Genomic DNA, 13462 nt, shown 5'->3' on the forward strand with positions numbered 1-13462 from the left:
GTAGAATTGCTTGGCTGCGTCCTCCGCGGCATCTATTTCCCCTATTTTTTATTGTCTTGTTTCTGCCGGCCCTGACCTGGGCGCAGGACAACCTGATCACCGTAAAAGGAAGGGTTACCTCCGGCGGCAGCCCTGTACCGGGTGCCACCATCACCGTAAAGGGTACTTCGAACGGCACCACCGCCGACGCCACCGGGGCCTTTCATCTGAAAGTCCCCTCCGATGGCGCGCTGATCATCACCGCTATCAACTATGCGCCGGCTGAATTTCCGGTCCGGGGGAGAACGACCCTGTCCGTAGAGCTTGAAGCCACGGAAAAAAGCCTGGGCGATGTGGTCGTTGTCGGTTACGGTACGCAGAAAAAGGCGACCCTGACCGGCTCGATTTCCAGCGTACAAGGCTCGGAAGTGGTCAAAAGCCCTCAACCCAACCTGTCCAACTCATTGGCCGGCCGTTTTTCCGGTCTGATCGCCAACAATACCTCCGGCGAACCGGGGTATGACGGCTCCGGTATCCTGATCCGGGGTCTGGCGACCACCGGGGACAACAGCGTGCTGATCGTCGTGGACGGGGTTCCCGGCCAGATCGGCGGTCTGGAGCGCCTCGACCCTCACGACATCGAAAGCTTCTCCATCCTGAAGGACGCTTCGGCGGCCGTTTACGGAAGCCGGGCGGCCAACGGCGTTATCCTCATCACCACGAAGCGTGGTAAAATGGGCAAACCCCAGATCAACTACAACCTGAACGTGGGTGTTGCTTCCGCGACCCGGTTACCAAAGATGGCGGACGCCCCCATGTACGCCACGCTGATGAACGAGATCGAGTACTACGACAATCCCGCCGGCGGTCTGAACCAATTTTATACGGCTGCACAGATCCAGAAATTCCGGGACGGTTCCGATCCGATCTATTATCCCAATACCGACTGGCGCGCGCTCACCCTGCGCAAGTCCGTACCCCAGACACAGCAGAACCTGTCGCTCAGCGGGGGGACCGAAAACATCAAATACTTCCTGTCCGCCGGTTTGACGACCCAGGACGCGTTGTACCGGAACGGTGCGACCAAATACAATCAATACAACTTCCGAAGCAACATCGACGCCACCGTCACCCCGCGCTTGAAGTTTGGCCTGTACCTATCCGGCCGTGAAGAAAGCCGGCAATATCCCCAGGTAGGGGCGTCCGACATTTTCCGCGCCATCTATCGTGCCTACCCGACCGTGCTGGCCCAGTATCCCAACGGCCTTCTGACCACGGGGATCGAGAACGACAACCCGATCGCGGAAGTCACTTCCATTGGCGGTACAAACGTCAACCCCACATACGTATTCAATGGCATCCTCAAAGGTTCTTACAGCATACCGGGCGTCCGCGGCCTGTCGGTAGACGGTTTCTTTGCCGTCGACGAGTCGTTTAGCTTTGACAAGTCCTTTGCCAAACCGTACAATCTCTGGACCTACGATTCGACGAATAAGGTCTATGACGCCACGATCGTGGGCGGTTCCAACAACCTGGCCACGCTGTACGAAAGCCAGCAGAACACCAGCCTGCTCACGTCGAACCTCAAACTGAACTATACCCGTCAGTTCGGGGATCACCACGTGGACGCCTTCGTCGCTTACGAACAAAGCACCAACCACTACGACGTGTTTGACGCCAACCGGCTCGACTTCCCCACGGACCTGACCCCGGAATTGTCCCAGGGCGGTTCCGCGGCGACCGACGCCACCAACGGCGGCAGCAGCTACAACTTTACACGCCGCAGCTACATCGGCCGTCTCGACTATAACTATAAGGAAAAATACCTCCTCGAAGTCCAGGGCCGCGTCGACGGCTCATCGACCTTCCCCGCCGGCAAACAATACGGCTTGTTCCCGGCTGTTTCCGCGGGCTGGCGCATTTCCAAGGAGAAATGGTTCAACGTACCGGTGTTCGACGACCTGAAATTCCGCGCCTCCTACGGTGAACTCGGGAACGACAACGTCGGTTTGTTCCAGTACTTCGACAACTACGGTTTTAACAACCAATACGTCATCGGCGGCAGCATCCACCCGGGTATCGACCTCACGAAGCTGGCAAACCCCGACATCACCTGGGAACGCGCCAAGAAGACCGACATCGGTCTGAATGCCGCTTTCCTGCACCACTTCACCCTCGAATTCATCTACTTCCAGCAGAAACGCAGCGACATCCTGATGGCGCCGAGCGCGGCCATCGCCGCGGTGACCGGGATCGTCAACCCCTATAGCGGGTCCACGCTGACGCCTTCGGAAAACATCGGCAAGATCAACAACAACGGGGTAGAAGCCACGCTGGGGTATACCAACCATAGCGGGGACTTCAGCTATGGCATCTCCGGCAACTTTACTTATGCCAAAAGCAAGGTGATCTACATCGGCGAAGCCGCCGGTACGCTGCCGTACCAGGCACAGACCGGTCATCCCCTGGGCACTTACCTGTTGTACCAGGCCACCGGCATCTTCCGCAGCGCCGCCGACCTTGCCAAGTATCCGCACCTCACCGGTAACCAATTGGGCGACCTCATCTACAAAGACTACAACGGCGACGGCCAGATCACCGCCGACGACCAGGTTCGTTCCAAATACGGCGACATCCCCCTGATCACCTATGGCTTCGTCCTCAACGGCGGGTACAAGAACTGGGATCTATCGATGGTATTTGCAGGCCAGGCCGACGTCAGCACTTATGTGTTGCCCGAATCCGGCACGGTAGGGAACTTCTACAGCAGCTGGGCAGACAACCGCTGGAGCCCCAACAACCCCAACGGGACCTATCCCCGCGTCGACGACCGCGCCTCTTCCAGCATCAACGGCGGTTTGTACAACAATACCTTCTGGCTAAACAACTCGGCCTTCCTCCGGATGAAGAACATCCAGCTCGGTTACACCGTGAACAGCAAGACCCTGACCAAGATCAAGGTGACTGCGCTCCGGTTCTACGTCAGCGCGTTCAACCTGTTTACCATCACCAAGGTGAAAGACTACGATCCGGAAGGGACAAGCGGCTCCGGCCAGTTCTACCCCCAGCAAAAGATCATCAACGGCGGTCTGAACGTGAGTTTCTAAACAACAAAAAAGGACAAGATGAAAACCAGATATTTTGTAATACCCGCCCTAATGGCCAGTGTTTTCGGGGCGACCTCCTGTAAAAAGAATTTTCTCGATATACAAACCACGTCCGTGATATCCAATACCGCGGTCCTGGGAGATTCCACCCTTTTCGAAGACTACGTGATCAACCGCTATATCGGGGCGACACTGCAGAACAAGGAAGGGGAGGGGACGCCCCCCGGTTTCGGACGCGGCTTCGAGTACTCCATGTGGAGCTCCGTCACGGATGAATCCATCTATAACAACGACGACAACAGCTGGCTGATCGTCCGTGGGCAGCTTGCCCCCGAAAACCTCGGTATCGCGAGCACTATATGGGCACGCAGCTACCGCAGCATCCGCGAGATCAATTTTGCCATCAACAACATCGGGCAGGTGCAGATGAGCGCAGGGCACAAACAGGAACTCCTGGGCGAATTGCACTTCCAGCGCGCCTTCCGCTACCAAGACCTGATCCGCAACTACGGCGGCGTGGTGCTGATGGGGAACCGGGTGATCGACCTCGACTCCAACTTACAGGATCCTTCGCTGTATGTGCGTTCGTCCATCAAGGATTGTATCGACTATGCCGTCTCCGAACTGGACTCGGCCACCCAATACCTCCCCGCCGCCAATGACGGCACCAGCTGGCTCCTCGGCCGGGCGACCAAAGGCGCGGCCATGGCGCTCAAAGCACGGTTGCTGCTTTATGCCGCCAGCCCGCTGTACAACGCCGGTACCTGGGCGGACGCCGCTGCTGCCGCGCAGGCCGTCATCAACCTGGGCAAATATTCCCTGGAACCCATCTATGGCAACCTGTTCCTGAATTCGTCCGCCAACAGCAACGAGATCATTTTCGAGCGGTTGTATACCATCGGCGCCCGCCACGTTTGTCTGGAGATCGCCAACGGTCCCAACGGCTACGGCGGATGGGCCGGGAACACCCCGCTCCAGAACTTCGTCGACTCCTACCAGATGAGCAACGGGAAAACCATCAGCGACCCCACCTCCGGGTATGATTCCACAAACCCTTACGTCAACCGCGACCCCCGCTTCTATGCGACGGTCCTGTATAACGGTTCCACCTATCGCGGCCGCCAGGTCCAATGCTATACGCCCGGCGGCCTGGACAGCAAGGACGGTCCCTCCAACTGGAACACCACCAAGACGGGGTACTATCTGCGAAAATTCATGGACGACAACAACCCGATCAACAACCCCTGGAACGTGGCCGGTATCCAACCATGGATCTACATCCGCTACGCCGAGATCCTGCTCGACTATGCCGAGGCACAAAACGAAGCCTCCGGTCCCGATGCCACCGTCTATAGCGCGATCAACCAGATCCGCACCCGCGCCGGCATGCCCAACCTCCCCGCCGGTCTGACCCAGTCCGAAATGCGGACGGCCGTGTGGAACGAACGCCAGGTGGAACTCGCCTTCGAAGAACACCGGTTCTACGACGTACGTCGCTGGAAGATTGCCGACAGCACCGAAAACGTGCCTGCCTGGGGTATAAACGTCGCGTCCAACGGCGCCGGTGGGTATACCTATACCCGCCAGGTGGCCCTCTCCGGCCGGTTGTTCCTGCCCAAGGACTACTGGTTGCCGATCCCCAGGACCGAAATTCTGGCTTCCAATAATCAATTGCAACAGAACACAGGATACTAATGAAAAGGACCTTTCTTTGTCTGGCTCTGCTGGTGGGTGCCGCTTGCACGAAAAGTGCAAAAGGCTCCACCGGCGGCACGCCGGCAACTACCGCTGACTTCAAAGGCGTCAACTGGGCCGACATCCACGACAACTATTCCGATACCGTCGTCGTACCCAGCGGGCTCCTCACATCCGACAGCTATGATACCGTCCGGGCAAAGGCAGGCGTCATCCTCTCCGCCTTTCAGCAGGCCGGCGCCAATACCGTCCGTCTCCCCGTCAATCCGTACACGGTTGCCGGTCCCTGGTGGAATGCCTACAAGGGCGCCATCGACGAGGCCGTGGCCCGCGGGTTCCGCGTGATCCTCGGCTATTGGGAAGGCACCAGCGCCAAAGACGGGCTGGTCGACAACCTTACCCAGTTCTGGAGCATGTGGCAGGCGCTAACGACCCAATACGGGACCAACGCCAATGTCTATTTCGAGGTCTTCAACGAGCCCTTCGGGTATAGCGTGTCAGACCTGGAGTCTTTATACGTCCAATGGCTCAGCAACTATCCTTCCGTACCCCGGGGCCGTGTTTTCCTCGACGGCGCCGGGTATGCCACGGACGTCAACGACATAGGCGCCGACAGCCGGTTCGACAGTTGTATGTTATCCTACCATTCCTACACCTGGTTTAACAGCAATTATAAGACCGTCAGTGACTGGGAACAAGCCATCCTTTCCGTGGCCTACCCCAGCCGTACGGTGCTCACAGAATTCGGGATACCCATGACCACCGGCGAGAACTACCTCGCGGCGACGCCCCCCGACGTAAGCGTCGCCTATCTTCAGGGGCTCACGAACGAACTCAAGTTGCGGTCGATCGGCAGCGTCTACTGGCCGGGTTTGCGTACCGGCGATAGTTTCAGCCTGTTCACCCTCAACGGGTCCGCCATGACCGTCAACAATGCCAGCGGCCTCACCAAGGTGCAATATGGCTGGGGACTCTGATTAATTTGAAAATAAGCGATACATGAGATTTTTTTGGGCCTTGTTGCTCCTCGGGCTTTTGTCAAAGGATGGTTATGGGCAACACACTTTTACCTTAGGGGATTCAACCTTCTTACTCGACGGGCGACCCTTCCAGATGATTTCGGGCGAAATGCACTACGCCCGCGTACCCCGGGAGGCCTGGCGCCAGCGGATGCGTATGGCCAAAGCGATGGGCCTGAACACCATCGGAACCTACGTTTTCTGGAACCTCAACGAACCCGAAAAAGGCCGTTTCGACTTCACCGGCAACAACGACATCGCGGCCTTTGTCCGCACGGCGCAGGAAGAAGGGCTTTGGGTTATCCTCCGGCCCAGTCCCTACGTCTGCGCCGAGTGGGAATATGGCGGCTACCCCTACTGGTTGCAAAATATCAAAGGGCTCGTCGTTCGTTCGACCGACACCGCCTACCTGAACGCCTATAAGGCGTATATTACTGCCGTCGGCAAGCAACTGTCGCCCCTGCTGGTGAACCACGGGGGGAATATCCTGATGGTGCAGATCGAGAACGAGTATGGGTCGTATGGGGCGGATAGCGCCTACCTTGCTCTTAACCGGCGGCTGTTCGTTCAGGCCGGGTTTGACGGGCTTCTTTATACCTGCGATCCCCCTAAAGACGTGCCTCATGGACACTTGACCGGGTTGTTGCCTGCTGTCAACGGGACGGTGGAGCCTTCGGTCGTAAAATCCACGGTAAATAAATACCACGGCGGCAAAGGCCCTTACTATGTCGCCGAATGGTACCCCGCCTGGTTTGACTGGTGGGGGGAGGTACACCATACCGTCCCTTTTGCTCAGTACACCGGGCAGCTCGATACCCTTCTGTCGGCCGGTATTTCGATCAATATGTACATGTTCCATGGGGGGACTACCCGCGGGTTTATGAACGGGGCCAACAACTATGATTCGTCCTGGTTCCAGCCGCAGACCAGCAGTTATGACTATGATGCGCCCCTCGACGAGGCGGGGAATCCGACGGCTAAATATTGGGCTTTCCGGAAGGTGATACAGGCGCATGTGCCGTATGCCTTGCCTTCAGTCCCTGCTGCGCGGCCTGCGATCAATGTTCCTTCGATTGCCTTTGACCATTCCGCCTCGGTCTTTGATGGGCTTCCGCGGCCGGTGGTTTCGGATCGGCCGCTTACGTTTGAGGAGTTGCACCAGGCGTATGGGTATGTCCTTTACCGAACTTCTTTGAAGGGAAACGGGACTGCGCTACTGACGGTGCATGGGTTGAGCGACTTTGCGCTGGTGTTTGTCAATGGTTCTCGTGTGGGGGTGCTTGACCGGCGGTTGAAGCAGGATAGCATTCCAGTTTCTTTGAACGGGAATGCTCAGATCGACATCCTGGTGGAGAACCTGGGGCGGGTCAATTTTGGGCCTTATTTGCTTCGGAACAACAAGGGGATCACCGGACAGGTGACATGGGGGGAGCATGTGCTTCGGAACTGGAGTATGTATAGGCTGCCGTTCTCCACTGCGCCTTTAGTCGCTGCGCCCACGTCTTTGGCCGCCTCACACGCAGCCGCCGCGTTGGGGACACCCGAGGCTGCTGCCTCTTTTACGGCACCTGGGGGCGCTCCGGTACTTCGCCACGGAACCTTTATTCTGGAGACCCTTGGTGACACCTACCTCGATATGAGCCGCTGGGGTAAGGGAGTGGTGTGGGTCAACGGGCACAACCTTGGCCGGCACTGGCGGGTGGGGCCACAGCAGACACTATATGTCCCCGTCGAGTGGCTTAGGAAAGGGAAAAACGAGGTGGTCGTGCTTGAATTGCTGAAAACGGATCAGGATTCCCTGCAGGGAATTGATCACCCAATATTGGATGTGTTGCAGTAAATGACAGTTCCGACTTATGTGTGTATCCCGAATTGGACGAGGTCCATAATTATTCTTATTCACCCTCTTTTTTTTGAAATGGATAGTACGACCACTCCTTATTGCTGTCTGTAAAATAAATAACCTCATCGCACCCTTCCATCAAAAATGATATTGTTCCCCTTTTAAATTCAATTAATACTTCTACGGATGTAGATATAACATCGATAACCTCTAAAGAGATCAAGTCGCAAATTGCATTCCTGTATTCAAGATCTCCAAAAGAGTGCCCCACTCTATTTAGAGTAACTTTTGGCCATTTATAACAGGAAATAAGATTGCCATCAAAATCCAATTGAAGATAGTCTTGCATGAAGATGACGCTACTCAATTGCTCTCCCTTTATTATTTTCAAATGATCAATTACTATGTTTGTCATACTATGACTTTGGGGCTATAAAGGTAAGTGCCCCGCAAATGCGGAGTTTTAAAGTGTTCTTCCTGCCCCGGGATTCACAATTTGCCCACTCGAATTCATATAATTTCTCTTGATCATCTAACTTTTATCTAGGCGCCAGTATGCAGATAAAGGGTTTCTAGCCTGACAAATTTCGGCTTCAATCGTGTAATCTATTTCTAGGTATCGATCCGATCCAAACCAATAGGCCCTCTCCTCATAACACACAGTCACGCTTTGAATTAACGTTTCAAGCGAGTCAAATATTGAAATCGAGCCATCAAATTCATAGTTCGAGGGAGAATAGTAAAAGATCATCCCCTTTTCCTCAGAATTTTGTCCACAATTTATCAAATAGTAGTCACCTCCTCCGCTGCCGAATAATGGGAACATTTCCTTTTCCCAATAAACATTTTTTTGACTGTATTGCTCATAGTCTTCCATGGCAACTTCAAATGGTGGGAAAACGGCTAGACGAAACAACTCCAATGCGCCAAGTTTATTACTTTCTAAATAATCGGAGTTTAACCCATTTCTCCAAGAATACAGATCATATACTTCCTCAGGAAGGGCTATTTCAAATTTGGAAACTTCCGTTTCGATAGCGCTTTTATCAATGCCAGCCTGCAGCTCATTGGCAAGCGGGGAGCCTGATTTTATAAGTTGTTGCAAAAGCTCGTCAAGAAACCTTGATATATTACTCATAAACTGAATTAATAAATTTATCTACGCAAAAGATTTTAAAATGCTTCCAGCAGACCCTGGATACCTTCTGAAAGTTCAGACCAAACTTCTCCCAGGTTTTCTAGTTCTTCTGGATTGATATTTAACCTCATGCCTAGCTGACCTAATTGGCCCAATTGTATAGATCTATCCCAACCCCCTGAAACTGAGACAGGCCTTTGAATTACTTTTCCCATACTTCTCCATTTTCCATCGGGATCGAGTATCCAATAAGGATTTGCAAACGGTGCATTATATTGTTTCTCTGGTATTAAGTAAACAATGAATCGTTCGCCAGCATTCATTAAGCTAAACAGGCCTCGCAGTTGCTCTCTTTGTATATTTTGTTCATCTACTGGTACTAGTGCCGTTGAGGGCAGTCTCGGATCCGCGTCTCCTAATCCTCCCTCGTAAGATCCGGCGAATGGGTATTCATCAACACTATAACCTGACGGCCTTTTATAACCGTCCCATTCCCTAAGAGCTAATCGCCTTTGACGTTCAGTATTACTGGAAAACCCTCTTGTCAATACATTAGAGTATCCTAGACCATTTATTGCATAATTTACGTGGCCAAAAATAGAGGGTGTGATACTTTGAAAAACCGGGTACGCACCTTTTATAGTGAAATTGTTGTCGCTCTCTCCACCATACTTCTCCTTTTCACCTTGTGCCAATGCATCTGAAAAGTTCCCGTCTATCTTTTGACCAAGAGACCCCGCCAATGTTAAGTTTCGATAGAAATCCTGAGCTGCTTCCCCACTAAGGTAGGTATCCGCCCCATTGGGGTCAATCATTTTGATAGGATTATCTAGGCCATAGGAATATGGGCTAAATAAGTCATACGAAGAAGAATGAGGATCTTGGGTGTTCCATCTACCTACTTGATTGTCAAAGAATCTTGCGCCATAATCATAACTTTCCAGACCTGATCCATCCGCAAGCTCCTTGTTTTGCTGCTCCTTACCGTTATACCTATATTTGTTATACTTTCCGAAGGACAGCGCCTGGGAACTGATCCCACTCATTGTCAGTCCAAATGGATAATAATGCTCCTCCTCCGTCAACGGCCCATGACTCTGCGTCACCTGCAAATTGTCAAAATACACTGTCGTCAACGAGTCGGCATTGCTTACATAAATATACACATATCCGCTCTTCGGCACCGTCACCGACCCCGGGGTCATCTGGTTCACCGACCCACTGTTGGCCGTTACCTGCTGGCTGCCACTCCCCTGCGACACAAACCGGAACTGGTCGTCAAAAAAGATCCAGTTCAGGTAGGCCTTCGGCGCCGTAGGTGTCGTCACCGGCTGACTACCAATAAAGTTGGTTGCATCCGGTTGCAGAAGCGTTGTCGTCGGTAGCACGATCGCTCCCTCTGCCGCCTGGGCCGCGCTCGCCAGGCTGGTCGATAAGGCCGATACCAGGTTCCCCACCGGTAGCGGCAGGTAGCTCGGACTATTGCCCCCCTGGTTATACCAACTGCTCACCCGCATCGTGATCGTGTCCTGGGACATTACCCTCAGCGTTATGCTCGGACCGATCTTGACTGAACTGTTATTACCGCCCACTGCCGCTACAAAGGCGTTCGGGTTCGTCGTGTTGTCCGTCGGGTAACTGCTGATCCCGCTGATCGCTGTCCGCGTGACGTCCAAATTGGCGTAGAATAGGTTTTCAACCGCCGAGTCCCCCGGCTCCATCGTTGCCATCGGGTAGGCGTCCCTTCTGAACTCATCCGTTAGTACCATCCGGGTATCCCCCAGGTGGTCCTTCAGGAAATAGTCGTATTCCAGGGTGTCCAGCCGCACTTGCCCGCAGGCGTTTGCAAATGTCCGGATCCTTCCCTCTTCATGGTCAATGAATTGGAGGATATTGTTCTCATACACTAGGCCTCCTATATAGTCCGTATTGGTGTACTTGTCCTGCTGGCCGTCGGCAGAGTCCGGTAGTTCGTGGCCCCTTTTTTCCAGCTTGGTGCCCAGGGCATCATAGATGTAGGTGATCGTACCCTTTGACCCTGTTGACGGGTTTACCGCCACCTGGTAGGGTAGGTTCAAATGGTCGTTGGTGATCCAGTTGATTCCCTTGTTCAGGTCTTCCCATAGGTTGCCATTGGCATCATAACCATAGTCTCCTGTTCCGGGGTGACCGTCATAGAAGTCGCCCAGGTGATCGTTAGCAGTGACCGAGTCTGTCACCCCTTGTAACTGATTGGCGGGGTTGGTTGATCCATAGTCGTACGTCAGGTTGTCGATCAACTGGCTAGTATTGACTGTCAGACCCTGCTGGTGCATCCCCAGGATGTTCCCATTGTCGTCATAAGCTGTCCCGTAGCTCCTTCCGTCCCCCAGCCAGCTAGAAAAATCGATCTTCAGGCTGGCGTTGCTGTTGTTGGGGTCACTCTTACCCCAGGTAGAGCCAAAGAGCTGGTTAAAGTCGGCATACAGGAGCCGATTGGCCCGGTCATAGGCATAGCCATAAGACCGCTGCTCTCCGTTGCCTTGGCTCCGCCAGCGGATACCGGAGATGTTTCCGTTCAGAGCTGTGGAGTCGTACCCCCAGTCGTAAGAGAGGTCCATACCCCACCAGGCAGTACCGGTGCCGTTGGCGTAGGGGCGGTTGATCCCCTTTAGCCAGCCTCGGATGTTATAGTCATATGCCTGGGTCTCCAAAGGGGCGCTTCCTCTCTGACCGATCAACTTGGTCTTGATCTGGCCGAGGCGGGTATAGGTATATTGGGCAATCGTCCGGGTAAAGAGCGGATTATCGTTGACCGTTTTGACAACATTCGTCAGGCGACCGGTACCGTCATAGTTCATATTGGTCTTGACTCGCATCCAGGCAGATGCCTGAGGGTTGCCGTGAGCCAGGTAGCTGGAGACGACCTTGCCCGCAAAGTCATACCTGCTGGTCAGGGTATCCCCTCCTCCCTTGTAGTTATCGCTCTGTGTCTGGATCACGCGGCCTTTGTCATCATAAAACGATGCCGTCTCCAGCCAGCCGCCCAGGGTTAGATTAGCAGAGTCCTCCAACACCCGGACGCGGGTTCCCGTAGGCAGTCCCCGGGTCAGCAGGCTCTTGCCCGACGGCACGGCGTCGGCATAGGCGTTGCTCCCATAGTCAAGTTGGTTGTTATGCCCCGTACTATAGGCCTTAGCCGTGCCCCAGGTATAATCATCATAAAAGTGCTGCGTCAGCGGGATAAAAGTAGACCCCGATGGGATGGGGTTCCCCGTAACCGTCGTCGTGTCGGTAATGGTTGAAGAGTTGCCGGCTGTGATACTTGCCAAAAAGCTTGCCCCATTTTCGGAGAGGAACCCAGATGTAAAAAGAATGGTTCCCGACGCATGATAGGCGGTATCCCCCACCTGTCTTGTGCTCACCGTCAGGTTGGGAACCACGCCAGATACTCCCTTAATACTGTCCGTCCGGGTGCTACTCACAGGATTTACTGTCACACTGTCCACGTAGTGCTGAAGCTGAGACTGGCTTCCGCTGTAGCTCGTCATCCCCGTCATGATCGGCCGGTTCAAAGCGTCGTATAGCGTCGTCATCCACTCCCCTTTGGCCGCTTCGTTCCCATCCTGGCTGAACACCAACTGATCACGTTTGTCATACACCATCCATGCCCAAGCTGCGCCGGGAACTTTCTTCCCCAACATCCGCTTGCGATAGTCGTATTCATAGCGGAAACAAAGCCCGTCCAACATGGTCAGCGTCAGACTCCAACTGCTGGCCTTGGCCTGGTCTACCGCTTTGGGAGGAATCACCACCCTGAGCTGGTTCAGGTGGTCATACACATACATTGTCACCAGCCAACCTGTATAAGGATCCGAGACATTGAGCACATCCGCCACTTGAGCCTTTTTCTCTACCACTTGTCCATCCAGGTCCTTATACTCTATCATCTGGCTCCCCCGTTCATCTGTCGTCACCGTCTTGTACAGCGTCCCGGGGGCATAGTTCGCCGATGTAGCTGGAATATTGTTCCCATCTGCAGCTGTCGCAAAGCCGATCGTCCAAAGAGGTACTTTATCGGTGGTATCATTCACAGTATAGACTGTGCTAACCCCTACATTACTCCCCGTCCAGCTGTTCCCCGGAGCCGATACCATCAATGGCCGGTCGAGAGGCGAGACCTCAAATTGAGTTTGCCCATAAAAGACCTGCTCCCCCTTAAAACCTGGTACCTCCGTGGGGTAGGTATTGGTATAAAAGCTATTCTGATCGCTAAAAGGCGCCGTCTTGAACGTCCCATTATTTGTCGCCGCTTCGTAAGGCAGAAACTTGTATTGCTCGCGACCGAAGGCATCGTATACCTGCGGTGCCACCAGATCGTTACCGGTCGAAGACATTTGCCAGGACACTGTCTCGATAGGGCGACCCAAGCCATCCACGTACTGAGTTGTACGATGAACCCCGGAAGTAGCGGTCACCGCCAGCAGGGAGACCTCTGTTGTATAGGGCTGTTGGGCTTCCCATGTCCTTACATAGTTGACCAGGGTGTCCCCCGCATAACTGGGACCTGTATATAGGCCAACCGTGGGGGCAGGAACCTGAGTCAGTGTGCCGGGGTAAATGCTCTGCGGCCGGCTTTGCGCAAGGGCTAGACCGGGCAGCAATGCAAGTATTAAGAAAGGGGACGTTCGCATAAAATGAG

At 54.1% G+C, this 13462-nt stretch carries 7 protein-coding genes; 4 read left to right on the forward strand and 3 right to left on the reverse strand.

Going from position 1 to position 13462, the window contains the following annotated elements:
- The first annotated feature begins 56 nt into the window (after positions 1 to 56).
- Genes EDB95_RS25285 through EDB95_RS25300 form a run of 4 tightly spaced genes read left to right on the forward strand, consistent with a single transcriptional unit; the run spans position 57 to position 7640 of the window.
- Positions 57 to 3086, forward strand: a complete 3030-nt coding sequence (locus EDB95_RS25285; RefSeq protein WP_246073782.1) for a SusC/RagA family TonB-linked outer membrane protein — start codon at positions 57 to 59, stop codon at positions 3084 to 3086.
- An 18-nt stretch (positions 3087 to 3104) separates the two neighbouring features.
- Entirely contained in the window at positions 3105 to 4781 is a 1677-nt protein-coding gene (locus EDB95_RS25290) for a RagB/SusD family nutrient uptake outer membrane protein (RefSeq protein WP_133999214.1), read from the forward strand.
- Positions 4781 to 5758, forward strand: a complete 978-nt coding sequence (locus EDB95_RS25295) for a glycoside hydrolase family 5 protein (RefSeq protein ID WP_133999217.1) — start codon at positions 4781 to 4783, stop codon at positions 5756 to 5758. The genes EDB95_RS25290 and EDB95_RS25295 overlap by 1 nt, the downstream gene beginning before the upstream one ends.
- 22 nt (positions 5759 to 5780) lie before the next feature.
- Positions 5781 to 7640, forward strand: a complete 1860-nt coding sequence (locus EDB95_RS25300; protein WP_133999220.1) for a glycoside hydrolase family 35 protein — start codon at positions 5781 to 5783, stop codon at positions 7638 to 7640.
- Between the two features lie 55 nt (positions 7641 to 7695).
- On the opposite strand, the gene EDB95_RS25305 is transcribed toward EDB95_RS25300, so the two are convergent.
- From EDB95_RS25305 to EDB95_RS25315, 3 genes are all read right to left on the reverse strand, one after another.
- Complete coding sequence (locus tag EDB95_RS25305; RefSeq protein WP_133999223.1) at positions 7696 to 8058, reverse strand: hypothetical protein; 363 nt, start codon at positions 8056 to 8058, stop codon at positions 7696 to 7698.
- 117 nt (positions 8059 to 8175) lie between these two features.
- Positions 8176 to 8781, reverse strand: a complete 606-nt coding sequence (locus EDB95_RS25310) for an SMI1/KNR4 family protein (RefSeq protein WP_133999226.1) — start codon at positions 8779 to 8781, stop codon at positions 8176 to 8178.
- A gap of 35 nt (positions 8782 to 8816) precedes the next feature.
- A complete protein-coding gene (locus EDB95_RS25315; RefSeq protein ID WP_133999228.1) occupies positions 8817 to 13454 on the reverse strand; it encodes a DUF6443 domain-containing protein in 4638 nt (1545 codons plus the stop codon).
- Positions 13455 to 13462: the final 8 nt, after the last annotated feature.

The organism is Dinghuibacter silviterrae, from assembly GCF_004366355.1.
GTDB classification, from domain to species: domain Bacteria; phylum Bacteroidota; class Bacteroidia; order Chitinophagales; family Chitinophagaceae; genus Dinghuibacter; species Dinghuibacter silviterrae.

Excerpts from the sequence above, each read along its gene's own strand:
- EDB95_RS25310 (WP_133999226.1), bottom strand. The coding sequence starts at position 8,781 with ATGAGTAATATATCAAGGTTTCTTGACGAGCTTTTGCAACAACTTATA.
- EDB95_RS25305 (WP_133999223.1), bottom strand. The coding sequence starts at position 8,058 with ATGACAAACATAGTAATTGATCATTTGAAAATAATAAAGGGAGAGCAA.
- EDB95_RS25315 (WP_133999228.1), bottom strand. The coding sequence starts at position 13,454 with ATGCGAACGTCCCCTTTCTTAATACTTGCATTGCTGCCCGGTCTAGCC.
- EDB95_RS25300 (WP_133999220.1), top strand. The coding sequence starts at position 5,781 with ATGAGATTTTTTTGGGCCTTGTTGCTCCTCGGGCTTTTGTCAAAGGAT.
- EDB95_RS25290 (WP_133999214.1), top strand. The coding sequence starts at position 3,105 with ATGAAAACCAGATATTTTGTAATACCCGCCCTAATGGCCAGTGTTTTC.
- EDB95_RS25295 (WP_133999217.1), top strand. The coding sequence starts at position 4,781 with ATGAAAAGGACCTTTCTTTGTCTGGCTCTGCTGGTGGGTGCCGCTTGC.